The following is a 19494-nucleotide window of genomic DNA, read 5'->3' as shown; positions in this document are numbered from 1 at the left end:
CGTGGTATGGCAGGACGCCTCGCCGGGCTTGCCGCACACGTCCGTCCCACGTTCATGCTGCCGGTGGTCGGGACATCGGTCTGTGGCGCGCTGCTCGCACCGACCGTGAGCGGCTGGCTCGGGGTCCAGCACGCCGTCGCCGTCGGAACGGCGCTGTTCGTCGCCCACCTGCGGGACGGCCTCGTCGACGGCCACGTGCGTGGCGAGGAGGAACCGCCGCTGTCGGTATCGGCGTATCGATGGGCGACAGGGGCTGGGACCGCCGTAGCGCTCCTGCTGGCGGCCTCACTGACCATGAGCGCCGGTGCCCTGGCCGGCGGGTCAGTCCTCGTGTTACTCGGTCTCGCGCTGTTGCACGCCCCGTACCTCGACCGGCATCCGGTCCCGGTGACGGTCGACTATCCGATCGGTATCGCGATCACGCTCGCCGGCGGGTTCGCCACACAGACCGGGCGACTGCCGGCCGGCGTCGTCGCGGTGGCCGCGAGCACAGCGGTGCTGTTGGCGGGGATCAAGGTCGGCATCGACCGGCTCGACGCCGCCTTCGACCGTACGATCGAGAAACGGACCGTCCCCGTCATCGCAGGGGCGACAGGTGCTCAGGCGGTCGCGGTCGGGAGCTTCGCTACCGCGGCGCTGTCGGTGGGCGGCGTCGTCTGGGTGGGCGTCCTCCCGCCGATGGCCGCCGTCGCCGCAGTCGCTGCGGGCGGGTGTGCTGTGGCCACGCTGCTCGTCCCGGCTCGATCGGCCGTGCGAGTCCAGATGGGCCTGAGCTACGTGTTCGTTGGCACGCTGGTTGCCGCTCGCTGTGACGGTGCGTGTGCCGGGTGGACAGTGGTGACCAAGGTGGCCCCGCTCTCAGCGGTACGCCAGGTTCAGTTCGATCTCGTCGGTCGCGGCCCGGAGTTGATCGAGTACCTCACCCTCGCAGCGTGCCCGTGAAAGCCGGTGAGCCGGCCCTGCGATGCTCAGGGCACCCTGTATCTCCCCCTCGAACGTCAGCGGGATCCCGATCGCGTGGACACCCTTCAGATCCTCGCTGAGGTTCAGCGCGTACCCCTGGTCGCGGATCTGTGCGAGTTCGTCGAACAGGGCCTCCCGCGTGGTGATCGTGTTCTCGGTCCGGGCCGGTAGCCCGTGCTCGTCGACGATAGCGTGGATCTGTTCCTCGGGCAGGTGCGCGAGGATCGCCTTCCCGCCGGAGTTGCAGTGCATGTACGCCCACGTGCCGAGGATCGTGTTGATGTCGATGTCGTTCTGACCGCCACGGCCGTAGAGGTACATGGCCTTCCCGTTCTCGTGGGTGATGAGCCACGCCATCTCCCCGGTTGCCTCCTCCAGTTCGTCGACTGCTTGCATCCCGGACCGGAAGATGCTCTGCTGGCCTCTGACGTACTGTCCGTAGTCGAAAAACCCCAGCCCGAGATGGTAGTCCGTCCCGTGTTTCACCACGAAGCCGTGCTCGCGCATCGTCGTCAGATGACCGTGGATAGTGCTCTTTGCGACATCGAGGCGTTCGGCCAGTTCAGTCACGCCCGCCCCGTCTAGCTCCCTGAGTGATTCGATGAGAGCGAACAGCGTTTCGTCCGATTTTATCCCGCGCCCGGTTTTCGGGGGCTGTTCCATACCCACAGCTACGGATACGTCACAATTAAGCATTACTGACCGGTCGAGGAGCCGTCGACAGCCCTTCGAAAAGCTGTTCGATACTATCGAACCGCCAATCCACGGAGTCGGCGTCAACTGGATAACAGCCGTACATCTATTATGCCGATCCGGTGCCGTCACGCTGCCGGCTTTCGGTGGACGCGAGGAACTGGGCGAACGGCCGTTGTTCGGCCTTCGATCAGTCGTCGGTTCCTGCTTCCGCCGCCGTCCCGCGGTAGGTCGCCGCGAGTTCGACGTAGCTCTCGTGGGTCTCGCCGATCTGTGCCAACTGTTCGTCGGTTAGCGGGCGTGTCTCGGCGGGAATGCCGTAGGCCATATGTCCCGACGGGACCCGCTGTCCCTGCCGCACGACCGCGTTCGCCGCGACGATACAGTCCGATTCGACCGTTGCACCGCCCATGACGGCGCTCCCCATCCCGACTAGTGCGTGGTCGTGGACGGTGGCGTAGTCGACGACCGCCCCGTGGCCGATCGTCACTTCCTCGCCGATGGTCGCCCCGTGCAGCATCGTGAACTCCTGAACGTTGCTTTCCTCGCCGACCGTGACCGTCCCGCCATCGCCACGGAGACAGACGAACGGCCAGATGCTCGCCCGTGGACCCACGTCGACATCGCCGACTGCGTATGCCATCTCCGAGACGAACGCCTCGTCCGCGACCCGTGGAGTCGTACCGTCGAACGGTCGTTGCATAGCTACCGCACCGTCGGCGAGCGACTAAAACCTGGCCAAACGTTCCTGATAGACCGTTCGACGTTATCGAACAGACCGGGCCGGCCGGGATGCCAGGTCGTTTACCCCTCACGCTCGGCCGGTGGACGCTGGACTGCATCGACGACTGGGGACGAAAGCGAGAGGTGCATCTCGAGTTCGCCGCCGAGTTGTTCGATGACATCGAACCCTACGTTGTCGTAGACGGTGATAGCCGCGTCGTTGTCAGCCTTCACAGTCAGCACGAGCGTCTCGTGACCGCGGTCGGCCGCGTAGGCCACCAGTTGCCGTATCAGTTCCGAGCCGATACCCCGGCCCTGGGCCTCGTCGGCGACGAAGACGACGAGATGGGGTGCCGCCGCGTCCCCCGGTGTCACGCCCGCGTGGCCGACGACAGTCGTGTCCACCTCGGCGACAAGGCTCCAGCCGTCGTCGACGAACCGGTCGAGCCACCGCCGGAGTTTGGTCTCCGTAGCAGGAGGGAGGCCCATCGTCCGATCGTCCGGATCGAAGTCGAGGTACATCCCGACGAGTGCCTCCAGGTCTTCGGGTTCGTGGGGCCGAACGATCCCTCTCGCCGCCTCACGGTCGGTAAAGCGTGGACAGCGCGGCGGACAGAGCGGTGTCCCTACACACTGACTGCTGTCCCAGCCGTCACAGGCCAGGTCGTCTTCTCGACCCATGTGAACAGATATCATCTATAGATACTTAACAGATACCGCGAACGCCTCCTGCCAGGAACACGCAGTAGTTATAAGGACGCATACGACGAACGGGACCTCATGGTACGATTGTTGGTGGCGCTCGACGACGATCTATCCCAGGCACAGGCACAGATCGAAGCGATCGAGGACATGGTAGAGACGGCGGAGGGCGCGGAGGCGTTCCTCCTCCACGTCTTCGACGACAACCCCGAAGGGGCCTCGGTCAACCAGGTAGAGGCGGTCAGAGAGACCACGGACCGTCTCGAGGCCGCAGGTGTCACCGTCGAACTCCTCGAATCCAGCGGGGACCCGGCGGAGGAGACACTCAAACACGCCGAACAGTACGACGTCGATCAGATCTGCGTCGGTGGCCGCAAGCGAAGCCCTGCAGGGAAAGCGCTGTTCGGAAGTGTCACACAGGACGTGATTCTCGGAACTGACCGCCCGGTGCTCGTCTGTGGGAGTACGGAGGAGTAGGCGTCAGTTCGTCTCGACGACCTCGTCGAGGTTCTGCTCCAGCGCCTCCACGCCCTCGCGAATCGTCCGGATCTGGGCGGTCTGGCGCTGATTCGCCGATGCGAGTTCGGCGACCTCCTCGGCGACCTGCTTGACGCCCTCGACGGTTCGATCCAGTACTGCCGCGATCTCCTCGGCGCTTGTCGCCTGGTCGTCGGTCGCATCGGCGATCTGGCCCAACTGCGTCGAGATATCCGTGATCGCGTCCTGGATCTGCCGTTGGTTCTCGTTCACCGCCCGGATCTCCGTTTCGATGTCCGCGACTTGCCGGGTCGTCTCTTCGACGCTATCGACCGTGTCAGTCGCTATCGCGGAGATATTGTCGATCAGTCGCTCGATCCGGTCGGCCTCGGTCTGGGACTCCGAGGCCAGGTTCTTCACCTCGTCAGCGACGACGGCGAACCCCGCGCCGGCCTCGCCGGCACGCGCCGCTTCGATCGACGCGTTCAGCGCGAGCATGTTGATCTGCTCGGCCAGGTCGTCGATCGTCGCCACCACGTCGTCTATCTCGTCGATCTGCTCGGCCAACTCGGTCGCATCCGTCGCCATCTGCTCGCTCGCGTCGGTGACGGCGTCGACCGTTTCCAGGAGGTCCCGAGTCGCAGTCTCGGATTCTTCGGCCAGCGCCTCCGTCTCGGTGCTCTGTGTGCTGATCGTCTCGACGCTCGATGCGACTTCCTCGGTGGTCGCGCTGAGCGTCTGTACCTCCTGGTCGATACCGTCGATGTTGTCGGCCTCTTGTTCCGCGATGTCGGCGATCTCCTCGGCGTTCTCGGTCACCTGTGCCGACGCGGATTCGAGATCGCTGACGGACGTCTCGATGTCTCTCTGGACCTGTTCTTGGACGTCTTGCATCGACTTACGCTGTTCGACGAGTCCGGTGACACGACTGACGTACTCGAAACAGCCGACGACGTCGCCGCCGGGAGCGACCAGTGGCACACCGGTCGCTCGGACGTGCCAGTCGGTGCCGTCCTCGTGGGTCCCCGATCTGACATCGGTCTCCCGGACGGCCTCGCCGGTTCTCGCGACTTGTTCCGCGAGGGTCTCTGTCACGTCTTCGGTTCCGACCACCTCGTGTGCCGGCCGGTTCAGCGCCTCGTCGGCCGGCGTCCCGATAAACTCCACTTGCTCGTCGTTCCAGTGTGTCAATCGTCCGTCGTCGTCGACGACGATGACCGGTTCGGGAAACGACGCGACCAACTGGTCGAAGAGGTGACGCCAGTAGTCACGCTCGGCACGGAGCCGTTCGGTCTCGTCTGCTTCCTCCGGGAGGGGAGGATCGAGTGTCGCGTCGTCCGAGGCGCTCTTTGACATACCCTGACGTGTCGGATCATCTGTGATAAAGGTAACTGTCCATTCACTAACGCTTGTGGAGGGTGACCAGTCGCACCGGTGGCCCCATCGTCTCGGAGAGTGCAGGAAACCTGACGGACCTACCCGACGACCCCGGAACGGCTACTCGTCGCTGTGCCGCCGGACCATCGCGGTCGCCTCGTAGGAGATGACCAGGTCGTCGTCCTGGTTGACGCCCTCGTGGCGGGTCGTCACGAACCCGCGATCGCCGCGGCTCTCGGAGGGACGCTTCCCGATGATCTCGCTGCGAAGTCGGAGCGAATCACCCGGCCGGAGTGGGCGGTGCCAGCGGAGGTCGTCGATGCCGACCCCGGCCTGGGTCGCCGTCTCCTCGCTGCTCTGGACGTGGAGGCGCATACAGAGAGCGGCCGTCTGCCACCCCGAAGCGACCAACCCACCGAAAACGGAGTTCTCTGCCGCCTCCGGGTCCGTATGGAACGGCTGGGGGTCGTACTTCTCGCCGAACTCGATGATCTCGGACTGGGAGATCCGGTAGGGTTCCGAGCGATACTCGTCGCCGATCGAGATGTCGTCGTAGAAGCGCATGTCGGTGTGGTGGCGATGGACCGACAAAAAACCGACGTGCTGCCGTCGGCAGGTGTCCCTGAGGTAGTGCGTAGCCTCTAGTTGATCTGCCAGCGTGTCCAGCGGAGCAGATGAGCGCGATCGAACTGCACAGTCGAAAATTATATTCAGTCCAGTGGAGAAGCGTACGTGTGAGTCTCACAGCGTTGTTCGATCCGGACAGCATCGCAGTCATCGGTGCGTCGAAGACACCGGGGAAACTCGGAAACGACGCGATGGCGAACGCGAAGGAGTTCGACGGCCCGGTGTACCCGGTCAATCCCTCGGGCGAGGGAGCGGTCTACGGCTACGAGTTCGTCGACTCCGTGGGCGACACCGACGCGGATCTCGCGCTCTGCTGTGTCCCCGGCCCGGCGACCCCGGAGGTCATCGAGGAGTGTGGCGCGGCCGGCGTCGGTGCAGCCGTCGTCTTCGCCGGCGGCTTCGCCGAGTCGGGTGACCGCGGGAGAGAGCTCCAGGCCCAGATCCGGGACACCGCAGACGAGTACGATATCGCCGTCCTCGGACCGAACACCGCCGGACACATCATCCCACACCGGGACCTGTTCAGTTCCTTCGTGCCGGGGTTCGACGAGATCGAGTCCGGTGACGTGGCGATCGCCGCACAGAGCGGGGGCGTCGGTGTGACCGCGACCTTCCAGTTGGACCGCGAGGGGTACGGGACCGCCGGGATGTACGGGCTCGGAAACCGTGTGAACACGGACTTCGACGACGTCGTTCCGATGCTCGACGAGGACCCGGCGGCCGAGGCCATCGCGCTCCACATCGAGGGGACGAACGAGATCGACGCCGCGATCGACGCGATCGACGAGGCCGACACGCCCGTCGCTGCGCTCAAGTCGGGCAACCGGATGGCGGAGTTCGTCGAGGCACACACCGCAGCGCCGATACAGGAGTACGAGCGCTACGAACAGGCGTTCAGGGACGCGGGGGCCGTCATGGCCGACTCGTTGACCGAACTGCTCGACGCGGGACGCGTCCTCGCACAGTGTCCGCAGGCGGACGGTCCGAACGTCGGCCTCGTCACCGCACAGGCCGGCCCGGGGATCATGATGGCGGACTCCCTCCAGGAACGCGGCGTGACCTTCCCCGAACTGACCGAGGAGACCCGCGAACGACTCGACGAGATCCTGCTGGGGTTCACCTACGACAAGAACCCGGTGGATACGGGCCGGCCGATGCCGGAGTTCGGCGACGTCATCGACGCCGTGGGACGGGACGACAACGTCGACATCGTCCTCGTCTACGAGATCTTCGAGCATTCGCTGGGGTACCCCGTCGAGGAACTCGAACGGCTGACGGCCGATATCGACAAACCCGTCGTTTTCACCGTCGCCGGCCCCGACGACGCGCTGGCCGAGGACCGCGAACGGTTGGAAGAGCTCGGTGTCGCGACGTTCGACACACCGGAGCGTGGTGCCTACGCCGCGTCCGTCCTCGCCGAAACGTCGCGGTAGGCACGCCTACATCACCAGAAGCGTTTAGTTGATATCGTCCATTATCTACCACATGGTTCGAGAAAGCGACCTGGCAGAAGTGGCTGCTGAAGCCGAGGACCTCCCGCACCCGCGTGACGTCGTCGGAGAACACGAGGAGATCCCCGTCGAGGAGATCTTCGACGAGACGTTCATGCAGGAACACACCGACTTCGAGACCTTCGACGAGATGGTCGCGGCCAGTCCGTCGGACGCCGAGGACGCCGGAGAACTGGAGTTAGTGCCCGACGGGACCTGGGACACGTTCGTCGCAGAGACGACGGTGTTCGAAGACGAAGAGGCGATGGTGTTTGCGGCCCGGGACCACTGGGTCGAGACGCAACTGGGCCTATAGGTGGCTCTCGTGGGGCGTCCGCTCCTCCGGATAGCCGTGGGCGTCTCGGCCGATATAGCGTCTCTATTCCCGAATTTCTCGGGAAGACCACAATAATTATGATGGTCGTGTCACAAGGAATGGGTAGACACGATGACCACTACTGATGCGGAACGCCCAGTGTTGATTGCAGGTGCGGGGCCAGTCGGGATGACCACGGCGCTCGCACTGAACGCACGCGGTGTGCCCGCGACGATTCTCGAAGCGGAGTCCGCGGACCGCGACCGGTCGGGGAGTCGCGCCATCTACGTCCACGGGACAACGCTCCACACCCTCGAACGGGTCCACCCGGGCCTGGGCGAGAACCTCGTCGAGGAGGGGCTGGTCTGGCCCACCCGACGGACCTGCTGGCGAGGGAAGGAAGTGTTCAAGCGGACCTACGACAACCCCGGCGGCGACGGGAAGTTCCCACACTTCACCAGCGTCCCGCAGGTCCGCACCGAGGAGTTCATGCACGAGGCGCTGGACGAGGCCGGGATCGACATCCACTGGGACGCAGCCGTCGAAACCGTCGAGAGCAGCGCCGACGGCGTCCACGTCGAGACGGCCGACGGCCGTGAGTGGGAGACACCGTACCTCGTCGGCGCGGACGGCGGCGGTTCGACGGTCCGTGACGAGATCGGCGCACAGTTCGAGGGCGACCAGTCGAAGAACTCCTTCATCATCGCCGACGTGGACGAACTCGACGACGAGGACGAACAGTGGCCACTGGAGCGTCTCTTCCACTACGACGACCCGAGCGTCGGCGGCCGCAACGTCATGCTGGTTCCGTTCACGGGCGGATGGCGCCTCGACATCCAGTGTATCGAGGGCGACGACCCGGACGAGTTGGTCACCGACGAGAAGATGCGGGAGTTCGTCACCGCGGTGATGGGCGACGCCTACGCCGACAACCTGACGTGGGTGTCCAGCTACAAGTTCCTCCAGGTGATGGCGGATACGTTCGTCGACGATCACCGACGTGTCCTGCTGGCCGGCGAAGCGGCCCACCTCCTCGCGCCGTTCGGCGCACGCGGGATGAACTCCGGGATCGCCGACGCCGACGAGGCGGCCTCGGCGATCGCTGTCGCCTATCGCGCCCAGAGTTCGGCCGTGGCCCGTGACGAGGTCGAACTGTACGCGGCCCGGCGGGAGAAAGCCTCCGAATACAACCTGAACGCGGCCGGGCAGGCCCTGGAGTACCTCCAGGGGGACAATCCCGCGACCGTCCTCCGGAAGGAGGCCGCCGCCTCGCTGGCCGACTACTTCGAACCGGCCGGCGAGTACCTCGACGACGCCCCCTACGGCCCACACGATGCGCCGCCGATCGTCTCGACCGGCAACTACTGAGCGCAGGGAGGAAGACGCCGATAGCGTCTCCGCGCCGTTCTCGCGTTTCTCATCGTTTTCTGGAGTTGTGGAGATGGAACTGTCTTTTTGTCGTTACTTTTTGCCGGCAAAGTGTCTTAGTCGGTTCTAAAAATGAATGTTAGCCGTATTTAATTCCATAATTCACCACTATCGTAGTCGATTCGAGAAATAGGGGTTTTCGAGGGGTGTTCTAACTGTAGAGGGGTTCGAAGTAGAACCGTTTACTGTGAATTTAGTTCCTCGGGCGTAATTCTGGAGAGTCGCATCGCGTTGCCAGTCACACCGAGGCTCATTCCCATGTCGCCGACGACGACGGCCAGCGCGACACTCACTAATCCCAGGGGCACACCCAGTGCGAGCAGGAACTTCACGCCGAGGCTCACCCAGATGCTCTGTCTGATCACGCCGTTGGCGGTGTGTGACAGGTCGTACAGGTACGGCAGCTTCCCGATGTCGTCGCCCATCAGCGCGATGTCGGCGGTCTCCAGTGCGGTGTCGGTGCCGGCCGCGCCCATCGCGATGCCGACCTCCGCGGTGGCCAGCGCCGGCGCGTCGTTGATTCCGTCACCGACCATGGCCACCGCACCGTACTCGGATTGCAGTGCCTCGACCGCGTCGACCTTCTCGTCCGGCAGGAGTTCGGCGCGGTACTCGTCGACGCCGACCGCCTCGGCGATCGCACGGGCGGTCCCCTCGTTGTCGCCGGTCAGCATCACGACCCGTTCGACGCCGAGTTCGTGGAGCCGTTCGACGGCCCGCTTCGAGGCGGGACGCACCTCGTCGGCGATGGCGATGGCGCCCAGTACCTTCGATCCCGTGCCGACGACGACGACCGTCTTTCCCTCCCGTTCCAGCGCGGCGAGGGTATCCTCGGCGAACGCACCGCTGTCGGACTGGCTCGTCTCTTCTGCAACGACGCCACCGTCGGTCTCACGGCGGGCGCGCGAGAGGTCGAACCCTAACTCCTCGAAGAGCGCGGGCTTCCCCGCGTAGTACGTCTCACCGTCGATTTCTCCACGGATGCCTTTGCCCGTCAGGCTCTCGAAGCTCGTCGGCTCGGGCAGGTCACCCAAACCCGCCTCGTCGGCCCGGGCGAGGATGGCCGCGGCGATAGGGTGTTCGCTGCGACGCTCCAGTCCGGCAGCGTAGCGGAGCAGCTCGTCGTCGGTCGTGTCGAGTGAGAGGACATCCGTGACGGCGAGTTCCCCTTTCGTGAGCGTCCCCGTCTTGTCGACGGCGACGGCGTCGACTCCCCCCATCGCTTCGAGGTAGTTGCCGCCCTTGATCAGGACGCCGTTCTTGGCAGCGCTAGTGATACCCGAGACGACGGAGACCGGCGTCGAGATGACGAACGCACAGGGACAGGCGATCACGAGCAGGGTGAGTCCGTGGACGAACCACGTCTGCCAGTCGCCGGCGAAGACGAACCCGTATCCCGCAACCTCGACCGACACGGGATCGGCGATGACCAGCGGCGGGATAGCAGCAGTCAGGATCGCCAGCACGACCACGACCGGTGTGTAGTACCCGGAAAAGCGGTCGACGAACTGCTCGGTCTCGGTCCGCTTTGCCTGTGCGCCCTGTACCATCTCGATGACCCGCGAGAGCGTCGAATCACCTGCCGTCGACGTGACCTCGATTTCGAGATAGCCCTCCTCGTTGATCGCCCCGGCGTACACCTCGTCGCCCGCTGCCTTGTCCACGGGGACGCTCTCGCCCGTGATCGGCGACTGGTCGACCGCGCTCTCGCCCTCCCGAACCGTCCCGTCGAGCGGGATCTTCTCGCCGGGCCGGACGACGGCTGTCTCGCCGACTTCGACCTCGCCGGCCGGCACCGTCAGTTCCTCGCCCGCGCGGAGGACTGTGGCCTCGTCGGGCGACAGTTCCATCAGTTCACGCAGGGAGTCCCGCGCCCGATCCATCGCGTATTCTTCGAGCAGTTCGGCGATACTGAACAGGACGGCAAGCGTCGCAGCCTCGACGAAGTAGCCGATGCCGGTCGCGGCGATGATCGCCGTCCCCATGAGCAGGTCGATGTCGAGACTCCTGTTTCTCGCCGAGTAGTAGCCGCTCCGGACGACAGGGATGCCGCTGGCGGCGACGGCAGCCAGGAACAGCACGTCCGCGATGGAAAGCGGATAGTCGAGGACACTCGCCACCGCGACGTTCTGTGTCGTGAGGAGGAACTCGAAGAGGAGCCCGGCGACGACAAACACCGCGCCGATCCAGGTCTTCTTCGCGCGGGGCGTCGTCCAGACCTCCGACGGCGGCGCGATGTCGACGCCATCGCCCGTCTCCCCTCGGCCGTCGTCGTCGGTGCTCGAACCACCTGCGACCTCGTAGCCGGCGGCCTCGATCGCCTCGATGACATCGGCCTCGCTGATCCGGTCGGAATCGTAGGTGACGGTGGCCGTGCCGGTAGTCGGCTGGAGCGTCGTGTCGACGACACCGTCGACGCGCCGGAGGCTCTTGTCGACCTTCTGCGCACAGGAGGGGCAATCCATCTCGGGGACGACGAGACGGGCAGTCAACTCCCGGCGTCGACCGTCACCGCCCGCCCCCTCGTCTTCGTGTGATCCGTCGGTCATTACCCTGAGGTAGGGGTGTTAGTTCGATAAGCCTTTGTTGGAATATTCCAACTCCTGCCGTCAGATCGGTGGTGACGGCCCGTCAGTCACTCCCTCGCCGGTGACGTGCTGTTTCGCGAGGTGTTCTTCGGCCCGTCGGAGTCGATACGTGAGCGTCGACCGTGGGACGTCGAGGTGTTCGGCCAGTTCACCGACATCGACCTCACGCGGGGACTCGTAGTACCCGTGTTCGACGGCGCCCCGGAGTGCGGCTTCCTGCTCCGGAGTCAGATCAGTCGACGCCCCGTCTCTACCCCCTGCTGATGCCGCCGTCTCCGCCGTTCGGAGCATCTCCATCTGTGCACACTCCCCGATGGCAGCCTGGAGAGCGTCGAAAAACGCCGCCACGTCACCCGCACCGGAGTGGATGAGTCGCCACGTGTAGTGTCGACCCTCGTGGCGGGTCTCGAACAACACGCCGTCGCCGAGGTGATCGTGGGCGATATGCGGGACAGACGCACAGGACGGGGTGCGCTCCCAGTCGGAGTAGAGGACGAGCGTGTCTTCGGTGCGGTCGAGGACGCGAGTCGTCTGTGTGGCACCGCAGTCCTCGGTTGTGAGACAGTCGGCGTAGTAGTCGCTGTTGAGGAAGGCCTCTTCGATGGCCGCAACTGCGGCCGGGGGTCCGGTCGCGTGGTCGACCCGCCAGAGACGGTCGGCGGTTGCGTGCAGCGAGAGCGAGCGGACGCGGGCGTCGGGGTGGTCAGCGAGAGCGTCAGCGACCCGGTTACAGCCGGGTTTGTATTCGAGAGCGAAGACGAGCTCACGCATAGACCGGCTTGGTGCCGGCGAGATATAAGCCACCGGCTCGCCGAAACCGGTTGCATCGTCACCGTCGGCGTGGAAACGGACACAACTGGCGGAGTCGGTGGAGCCACTGCCACCGTCGGCGGCGGGACACCGGATGCAAGCGAAGCCTTATCGGCTCACCGACACGAATGGAACCGTGTCACGACGAGACGAATACGAAACTGAGCTGACCGGCAGTCGTGCGGAGATCGCCTCGGTATTGGACGGTGTGGCTGACGGGCTCCGGACGGGTGCCGTTCGGTTAGGTGACGAGACGGACGCTGTGACCGTCGAAACGCCCGAAGAACTCACCCTGGAGATCGAATTCGAGACCGAGGACGACGGGGCGAGTCTGGAACTGGAGCTAGAATGGTCCGTATCGAGCGGTGAGTCGCCTGTATCGTCCGCCGAGCCCGCTTCCGAGGAAACGGCCGAGGAACCAACAGTCGTGGGAGCGGCCGATGGCTCCCAGTCACTGGCCCGGTTCGAGGTCTACCGGGGTCGTGACGACACGTGGCGCTGGCGACTCCGCCACCACAACGGGAACATCATCGCGACCGGCGGGCAAGGCTACACGCGTAAACACAACGCCTTGAAAGGGCTCCGGAGTGTGATGGCGAATTCGCCAGAAGCAGCGATCGACGGGGAGTTCACGGACTAATGGGCAGTCCGAGCCTCGACCGACGATCGTAGGGGGAATGCCGTTCGGATCGGGCCTGCTGTCGTAGTTCGACGACGGCAGATCGAGCTTGTGGTTCGCTTTCTGCGGCGCACACTCGTCGCTGGCGTTCCAGGGGATAGGGATGGAAACGAGCTGCCGTGTCGAGAGAGGACGGATCGGTAGTTGTCCCGTCTCAGTCGGCCTACCCGGCGATACCGAGCAACAATACACATCGATAGCGGTGTGTGAACACACCACGATAGACCGGACAGACGCGTCCCGATCGTGAGACGAGTCGTCGCTGTTCGACTCTCCTCCCACGCAAATCTTTATATCCGAGACGGGGGAACGCCAATCCACGATGAATCGAACAAAACTCATCGCGATCGTCGCTATCGTCGCTATCGTCGTCATCGGTCTCCGCCGCCGTGGCGGGAACGACGAAGAACCGACCGAATAACGGATCGGCGTCTTCCCCGAGTTCACTCCGACCGACTTCTCCTGACGCGTGGGAACCCACGGAATCGAACGCCGAGTTCAGCGAGAGCCACGCCGTCCGAAGAGCTTATTTCGATAGATTTTTCGAGAAACTATGGGGGAGAGCGGCTAGCCCGCTTTTTGATACGGTTCGTTTGAAACCGCCAGTAGCAGTGTCTCGGACCGCGAGACGAACGATATCGGTCGAATGTCCGACCGACGAGTTCAATCGTCGTTGAGTACGCCGTCCGCGACGGCGACGTCGTCGACGCTCGGGTCGTCCGCGGACTGCCTGAGCACGAACCGCTTGCGGATCAGGTCCGCAGCGTAGATGACCGTCCCCAGGATGATTAGCGTATCACCAGGGAGTCGTGCCCAGAACAGCGTCTGGACGATCGGTAGGTTGTAGAACGCCAGGCTGCGCGCGGCGTCGTAGCTCTGGGTGAACACCGTCTCCAGTTGCAGGAACCCGACCGGCAGGACGGAGACGAACACCATCAACGCCAGGCCGACGTTCCAACACCAGAAGGCGGCCCGGAGCCAGGAACCGTCCCACCGACTGGGCTGGATCGACAGCTGGAGCATGTAGCTGACCATCCCCAGCGCGAGGAAACCGAAAGCCCCGAACATCGCGGCGTGGGCGTGGCCGACGGTGAGGTAGGTCCCGTGCTCGTAGTAGTTGATCAGCGGGAGGTTGATGAAGAACCCGAGCACGCCGGCGCCCACGAAGTTCCAGACGCCGCTGGCGATGATGAACATGAACGGGAGTTTGTAGGGGAAGCCGCCGCTCTCGGACATCGCCTGGTACTGACCTAGCGCCTCGTAGAGGATGAACACGAGCGGGATCAACTCCAGGGTAGAGAAGGCGCTCCCGATGGGAATCCACATGTCGGGCATCCCGACCCACCAGTAGTGGTGCGAGACGCCGATGACGCCGGTCCCCATCACGAGCAGCGCCTGTAGCATGACGGCCTTCTCGGCGCTACGCCGGGAGAGGAGGTTCATCGACACCAGCGTCAGTCCGACGATGGCGACGATGAAGAACTCGAAGGCGCCTTCGACCCACATGTGGACGACCCACCAGCGCCAGAACTCCGTGACGGCGATGTTGGTGTCGGGGGTAAAGAGGAATCCGGCGGTAAACAGCAGTGCGATGGAGCCGCCGGCATAGAGGATCATGTGGCCGAGACCGAAGACAGGCTCCTCGTCGAGCAACGGCTTGAGACCGCGGATCGACAGCACTGCCCAGATCCCGAAGCCAGCGAGCAGTCCGACCTGCCAGATTTTCCCGACTTCGAGGTACTCCAGCCCTTCGTTGCCGAACACCCACCAGAGGTCGCCGAAGTAGCCGTGGGAACCGAGCCAGATGCCGCCGAGGCCGCCGACGGTCACGACGACGATGGCACCCAGCAGGCCGTCGATGTACGTCGACTGCCGCTTGGGCTCGTGGCCGGTCAGCAGGGGCGGGAGGAAGAGCCCTGCACCGAGCCAGGTCGCGGCGATCCAGAGGATCCCCAGATCGATGTGCCAGGTCTTCGCGATGGCGAAGGGCAGCAACTGGAGGATGTGGACGCCGAATATCTCCTCGATACCGAAGAAGCCGGCCCGTTCGATGTAGAAGTGCGCCAGTAACCCGCCCAAAAACACCTGTGCGAGGAACAGCCCGGCCGCGACGGGGATGAACCGCAGGGCCGCCCGCTGGCTGGGGAAGATCTCTACCTCGCTCGGTTCGGGCACCGAGAGCCCGTCGGCGGAGGGTTCCGGGAGTTCGACCGACCGGTAGAGCCAGATCCCGAAGCCGGCGGCGCCGACCAGCAGGACCATCGCGATGACGCTCCAGGTCATCGCGGCGGCGGTAGCGTCGTTGCCTGCACCGGGCGCGTAGGGCCACTCGTTGGTGTAGGAGTGGTCACCGTCGGGCCGGTCGGTGTGGGAGAACCAGGCCGTCCAGAGCGCGAAGTCCGCGAACTTCCTGGCGTCGGCCTCGGAGTCGATCATTCCCTCGGGGACCCCGCGCTCGTGGCTCCCCTCGTGGTAGCGCTCGACGTATTCTTCCCGGACCTGCTTGTGGGCGAACAGTTCGGCGGCGGAGTACTGGATGTCGCCGCCGTCGTACTGGTCGTCCAGGTCCTGTCTCACGACGTCGTCGATCGCGGCCTGCTCACTGCTTTGCAGAGCCGTGTAGTCGTCGCCGTAGCGCTCACGGGCGTAGTACTGGCGCATGTACTCGGTCTTCAGATCGAGCGTATCGGCGGTGTAGTCGGGGCCATAGTACGCACCGTTGCCCAGGATCGACCCGTGGTTCATCAGGCCGTCCCGCTGGAAGGCTTTCTTCCCGTCTCTGATCTGTTCGTCCGTGACGACAGTCGCCCCGTCCGGACCCGTGATCTCGTCGGGGATCGGCGGGGCCTCCTGGTAGGCGAACCAGGCCCCTGCCCCCATGACGACCAGGTTGAGGACGAAGGCGGCGGCGATGAATTTCGCGATCGTCTTGCGTTGTACTTCCATACAGGCGGTGGTTCGACACGGACACTCCAAAAGTGCCTACCGGGTTCCCAGTCGCCGGGCGGGTGCGCGAACATGTTCGGTATGGGGTCGGGCGTTCCGGACCGGAGCTAGATCTGGGGCAAAATTGTCGCTCCAGGAACTATTATCTGGATGGATACTCACAGTGGTAGTAACGCAGCCGATGGGTGGTTCGTCTGTTCCATGGAGAGACCGGGGCGTCTCGTCACTGATCGGTGTGGTCCTCATGGTCGGCGTAGTCGTCCTCGTGGGAACGCTCCTGACGGTGCTCGCGTTCTCGTTTGGCGACAGCGTCTCGTCGGTCGCGCCGACGGCCGACATCGAGTTCGAGTCCCGCTACTTCGAGGACGGTGTCGCGAAAAACGACTCCGTCGTCATCACGCACGACGGTGGCGACCGACTGCGACGGACGCGCCTGGAAGTCGTCGTCGGCGGGACGACAGTGTTCAACGATACCGCCGACAGCGAGAGCAACAACGACTCGCCGTCGACCGACGTGAGAGGGCTGATCGTCGAGATCAACGACGACGAGTTCAACGACCTCAACAAGCCCCCGTCGATCGCACCGTCAGACACCCGTGGCGGACCCCCGGGCGACGGGGACGGCTCCGACCCCGGTGTGGTCAACGAGTGGGAGGAAAACGTCACGGCCGGCCAGCGACTCGTCATCCAGGAACGGAACGATCCGGAGGCAGTCGACGTTCTCGAACCCTGTGATCCGATCAAGGTCATCTGGCGTGGCCAAGCGGCGACGGCGATAATCGACGAAGGGACGGTCGCCCCGGGAACAGGCTGTGATGGGTGAGAGAGCGACCTGGTGGCTGTTCAGCCGTCCCCGACGGCCGCTGCGACGAGCGCGGCCTCTGCCTTTCGGAGGAGTTCGCCGGCGGTGCTGTGGGCGCAGTCGAGTTCGGTCGCCACGTCGGCGACGCTCCCGGTTCTGGGTATCTCGTAGTAGCCGACCGCCGACGCGGCATCGAGGGCTGCACGCTGGCGATCGGTGAGAACGCCGGTCGCCTGTCGGCGCTCGAAGGGGCGGACCCGCCGGATCGTCGTCGGGACACGCTCGTCCAGTGCCTCGTAGAACTCCCCCAGTGTGGCCCGGCTTCCGACGGCTTCGACCGTCGCCTCTCCCGCTTCCTGGAAGACGACCGGCGGGAGGAAGATGACGCGTGCGTCGGCGACGACAGCCAGCACGCCCGTATCGAGTTCGTAGTGGTCCTGTTCGAGAAACGCGTAGGTGCCCGTCCCCTCCCCGATCAGTTCCCTCGTCGTGGAATCGACCGCATCGAGCAGGTCTTTTGCCCGGTCCGGCCGGCAATCGAGCCACAACAGCGACGTGATCCGGCCCGTCGGCCCCCACATCAGCAGTTCGGCGCGCGAGACGCCCGCAGTCGTCTCGACGGCGTCGTGGAGTGGATGCCTTCGATCCGGCGGATACGTGACGGCGAACTCGACCCGTTGCACGGCCGACCGATCGGCGCTTGTATATAAATAACCGGATGCATCCGCCGGAGGACCTTCGTATCGAGGAGCGGTAGCGACAGGCGATGCGAGCGAGCGCTGCGGCCCCCGACCGAGAATGTGACCGAGCGGCGCAGGTGTCCCGCGTCCCGATCGGTGGCGACCGTCACGTGGCCTACGCCGAGTACGGCGACCCCGATGGCACACCGCTACTCCTGTTCCACGGCACGCCGGGGTCACGCCTCGTCGGTGCGCTCTTCGACGACCCCGCCAACCGGAAGTCAGTTCGAGTCATCGCGCTCGATCGACCCGGCTACGGCCGATCCAGCGTCTGGCCCGACCGTCGGCTCGACGATACCGCGGCGTTCGCGCTCCCAGTGCTGGACGATGCCGGCGTCGATACGGCGACGGTCGCGGGGTTCTCCGGCGGTGGTCCCCACGCACTCGCACTGGCGAGGACACGGCCGGAGCGTGTCGACCGTGTTGCGGTCGTCTCCGGGGCGGTGCCGCCGAGCCTGCAAGAGGAGCCGCCGGCCGTCCAGCGGTTCCTGGGCGTTCTCGGGAACCACGCCGGCTGGCTCCTGGCCGGGGCGTTCGCCGTCACTGGCCGCCTGGCACGTGTCCTCCCGCCGTCGTTCGTCGTCTCGCAGTACACGACCGCGGAGGGACCGGCGCTCAGTGAGGCCGAGGAAGAACTCGTCCACGAGGAGTTCGTCGCCGCCATCGAGCGAACTCGAAGCGGCGCGGTAACTGAGGCGGGGCTACTCGCCGATCCCTGGGAGTTCGACGTGGCGGCCGTCGAGTCGCCCGTCAGCCTCTTTCACGGAGAGTTGGACACGAACGTTCCGCTGGCGGCTGCCAGACGCTTGGCCGATACTATCCCCGGTGCCGAACTCCGCGTCGACGACACCGATCATCTCACGACGCTGCTTCGCGCTCGGGAGCGCGTTCTCACTGCCTGTACGCAGTGATGGGACAGCACTCACCGGTGAAGGTTACCCCGCGCCCGGTCGCCGGTCCCAGCGGTGATCGTCCGGAGCTTGCTGACGCCGGTGTAGGCGACGTGAAAGAGGATCAGGAGACCGACAGCGATCACCAGGAGACCGATCGGCGAGGTCGTGACGCCGAAGAGCACGGCGCCGACGACCAGATCAACCGCGGCGAGGGCGACGGCACGGAGGGCGTGGAGGAGGTTCGTCATGGTACTAGCGACGAAACGCGCGGTCCCCGTAAAGGCGGCTTTCGCTCAAACGGCGACTGAGCGACGCCAGTCGGCGGCGTCACTTACTCCTCGATCCGTGCCGTACCGCCGCTATGCATTACGTCTCGGCCGGTAACGCTGACATCCCGACTCTCGGGGTGGGGACCTTCCAGATGGACGGCGGGGAGTGTCGGGAGGCTGTGCGAACTGCTCTGGAACTGGGCTACAGGCACGTCGACACCGCGGAGTACTACGGGAACGAGGCGGCGGTCGGGGACGCGATAGCGGCGTCCGCTGTCGACCGCGACGACGTGTTCGTGACGACCAAGGTGTGGCGGTCGAACCTCCGTGCCGACGACGTCCGGCGGGCGGCACGGGCGAGCCTGGACCGACTGGGGCTCGACTTCGTCGATCTGTTGTTGATCCACTGGCCACATCCACGGGTCCCCGTCGAGGAGACCCTGGGCGCGATGGCCGGCCTCCGCGGCGAGGGGGTGGTCGAGCACGTCGGCGTCAGCAACTTCACCCGATCGCAACTGGCCCGTGCTCGGCGAGCAGTCGACGTCCCGATCGTCGCCGATCAGGTCGAGTACCACCCCTACAAGGACCAGCGGGAACTCCGGGAGTACTGCGCCGACAACGACCTCGCACTGACGGCCTACAGTCCGCTGGCACGGGGCGACGTGCTCGACGACCCGATCCTCGACGGCATCGGGGACAGCTACGGCAAGAGCCCGGCCCAGGTCGCGCTCAGGTGGCTGGTCCAACAGGAGGGAGTCGTCGCCATCCCGAAAGCCCGCAGCCGGGACCACCTGGAGGCGAACCTCGACGTCTTCGACTTCTCGCTGTCCCGGGCGGAGATGCGGCGAATCCGGGATCGGACCGGCAGCATCGGTCGTCGACTCCGCAACCAACTCCCGAAACTCGTCCGGTCGTTCCCGCTGTAACGGCCCGCGTTTCACACGGCGGGAGGTTTTATCATTGCTTGCGGC

Annotated in this window: 19 protein-coding genes; 9 read left to right on the top strand and 10 right to left on the bottom strand. The window is 65.0% G+C overall.

Annotation, left to right across the window (positions count from 1 at the left end):
* The first annotated feature begins 6 nt into the window (after window positions 1-6).
* Window positions 7-942 carry a UbiA prenyltransferase family protein gene (locus P0204_RS17010; protein ID WP_276223921.1) on the top strand — a complete coding sequence of 312 codons (936 nt, stop codon included), beginning with the start codon at window positions 7-9 and terminating at the stop codon, window positions 940-942.
* On the opposite strand, the gene P0204_RS17005 is transcribed toward P0204_RS17010, so the two are convergent.
* From P0204_RS17005 to P0204_RS16995, 3 genes are all read right to left on the bottom strand, one after another.
* Window positions 859-1626 (bottom strand): IclR family transcriptional regulator, encoded by a 768-nt coding sequence (locus tag P0204_RS17005; protein WP_276223919.1) that lies wholly within the window; start codon window positions 1624-1626, stop codon window positions 859-861. The genes P0204_RS17010 and P0204_RS17005 overlap by 84 nt on opposite strands.
* 220 nt (window positions 1627-1846) lie before the next feature.
* Window positions 1847-2359, bottom strand: coding sequence for a gamma carbonic anhydrase family protein (locus tag P0204_RS17000; RefSeq protein ID WP_276223916.1), 513 nt, complete (start codon window positions 2357-2359; stop codon window positions 1847-1849).
* Between the two features lie 101 nt (window positions 2360-2460).
* Entirely contained in the window at window positions 2461-3060 is a 600-nt protein-coding gene (locus P0204_RS16995) for a GNAT family N-acetyltransferase (protein ID WP_276223914.1), read from the bottom strand.
* Window positions 3061-3159: 99 nt separating this feature from the next.
* On the opposite strand from P0204_RS16995, the gene P0204_RS16990 reads away from it, so the two are divergent.
* Window positions 3160-3558 (top strand): universal stress protein, encoded by a 399-nt coding sequence (locus P0204_RS16990; RefSeq protein WP_276223912.1) that lies wholly within the window; start codon window positions 3160-3162, stop codon window positions 3556-3558.
* Between the two features lie 3 nt (window positions 3559-3561).
* Here P0204_RS16990 and P0204_RS16985 read toward each other — a convergent pair whose 3' ends face one another.
* Window positions 3562-4914: a methyl-accepting chemotaxis protein gene (locus P0204_RS16985; RefSeq protein WP_276223910.1), complete on the bottom strand. Its 1353-nt coding sequence runs from the start codon at window positions 4912-4914 to the stop codon at window positions 3562-3564.
* A gap of 141 nt (window positions 4915-5055) precedes the next feature.
* The gene (locus P0204_RS16980) at window positions 5056-5499 is read right to left on the bottom strand and encodes a MaoC family dehydratase (RefSeq protein WP_276223908.1); all 444 of its coding nucleotides are present in this window, start codon (window positions 5497-5499) and stop codon (window positions 5056-5058) included.
* Window positions 5500-5669: 170 nt separating this feature from the next.
* Between P0204_RS16980 and P0204_RS16975 the strand changes: the two genes are divergently transcribed.
* The 3 genes from P0204_RS16975 to P0204_RS16965 all read left to right on the top strand — a co-directional run bounded on the left by P0204_RS16975 (window position 5670) and on the right by P0204_RS16965 (window position 8736).
* Window positions 5670-6995, top strand: coding sequence for a CoA-binding protein (locus P0204_RS16975; protein WP_276223906.1), 1326 nt, complete (start codon window positions 5670-5672; stop codon window positions 6993-6995).
* A 52-nt stretch (window positions 6996-7047) separates the two neighbouring features.
* Window positions 7048-7368 carry a hypothetical protein gene (locus P0204_RS16970; RefSeq protein WP_276223904.1) on the top strand — a complete coding sequence of 107 codons (321 nt, stop codon included), beginning with the start codon at window positions 7048-7050 and terminating at the stop codon, window positions 7366-7368.
* 132 nt (window positions 7369-7500) lie between these two features.
* The gene (locus tag P0204_RS16965) at window positions 7501-8736 is read left to right on the top strand and encodes an FAD-dependent monooxygenase (RefSeq protein ID WP_276223902.1); all 1236 of its coding nucleotides are present in this window, start codon (window positions 7501-7503) and stop codon (window positions 8734-8736) included.
* A 242-nt stretch (window positions 8737-8978) separates the two neighbouring features.
* Here P0204_RS16965 and P0204_RS16960 read toward each other — a convergent pair whose 3' ends face one another.
* Both P0204_RS16960 and P0204_RS16955 read right to left on the bottom strand, forming a co-directional pair.
* Window positions 8979-11345 (bottom strand): heavy metal translocating P-type ATPase, encoded by a 2367-nt coding sequence (locus tag P0204_RS16960; protein ID WP_276223900.1) that lies wholly within the window; start codon window positions 11343-11345, stop codon window positions 8979-8981.
* Between the two features lie 60 nt (window positions 11346-11405).
* A complete protein-coding gene (locus P0204_RS16955; RefSeq protein WP_276223899.1) occupies window positions 11406-12155 on the bottom strand; it encodes a helix-turn-helix domain-containing protein in 750 nt (249 codons plus the stop codon).
* 175 nt (window positions 12156-12330) lie between these two features.
* Between P0204_RS16955 and P0204_RS16950 the strand changes: the two genes are divergently transcribed.
* Entirely contained in the window at window positions 12331-12834 is a 504-nt protein-coding gene (locus P0204_RS16950; RefSeq protein ID WP_276223897.1) for an amphi-Trp domain-containing protein, read from the top strand.
* A 702-nt stretch (window positions 12835-13536) separates the two neighbouring features.
* On the opposite strand, the gene P0204_RS16945 is transcribed toward P0204_RS16950, so the two are convergent.
* Entirely contained in the window at window positions 13537-15819 is a 2283-nt protein-coding gene (locus P0204_RS16945; protein ID WP_276223895.1) for a nitric-oxide reductase large subunit, read from the bottom strand.
* A gap of 244 nt (window positions 15820-16063) precedes the next feature.
* Between P0204_RS16945 and P0204_RS16940 the strand changes: the two genes are divergently transcribed.
* The gene (locus P0204_RS16940; protein ID WP_276223892.1) at window positions 16064-16642 is read left to right on the top strand and encodes a type IV pilin domain-containing protein; all 579 of its coding nucleotides are present in this window, start codon (window positions 16064-16066) and stop codon (window positions 16640-16642) included.
* Window positions 16643-16662: 20 nt separating this feature from the next.
* Here P0204_RS16940 and P0204_RS16935 read toward each other — a convergent pair whose 3' ends face one another.
* Window positions 16663-17304 carry a helix-turn-helix domain-containing protein gene (locus P0204_RS16935; protein WP_276223891.1) on the bottom strand — a complete coding sequence of 214 codons (642 nt, stop codon included), beginning with the start codon at window positions 17302-17304 and terminating at the stop codon, window positions 16663-16665.
* Window positions 17305-17387: 83 nt separating this feature from the next.
* Between P0204_RS16935 and P0204_RS16930 the strand changes: the two genes are divergently transcribed.
* Window positions 17388-18272, top strand: a complete 885-nt coding sequence (locus tag P0204_RS16930; protein WP_276223889.1) for an alpha/beta fold hydrolase — start codon at window positions 17388-17390, stop codon at window positions 18270-18272.
* 11 nt (window positions 18273-18283) lie between these two features.
* Here P0204_RS16930 and P0204_RS16925 read toward each other — a convergent pair whose 3' ends face one another.
* Window positions 18284-18502, bottom strand: a complete 219-nt coding sequence (locus P0204_RS16925) for a hypothetical protein (protein ID WP_276223887.1) — start codon at window positions 18500-18502, stop codon at window positions 18284-18286.
* Between the two features lie 113 nt (window positions 18503-18615).
* Here P0204_RS16925 and P0204_RS16920 point away from each other — a divergent pair, with 113 nt between their 5' ends.
* On the top strand, window positions 18616-19449 hold the full coding sequence (locus P0204_RS16920; RefSeq protein WP_276223885.1) for an aldo/keto reductase: 834 nt from the start codon (window positions 18616-18618) through the stop codon (window positions 19447-19449).
* Window positions 19450-19494: the final 45 nt, after the last annotated feature.

Source organism: Haloarcula halophila (assembly GCF_029278565.1).
GTDB classification, from domain to species: Archaea; Halobacteriota; Halobacteria; order Halobacteriales; family Haloarculaceae; genus Haloarcula; species Haloarcula halophila.
The sequence above is the reverse complement of the archived record's forward strand: the minus strand, read 5'-3'. Positions and strand labels throughout refer to the sequence as shown.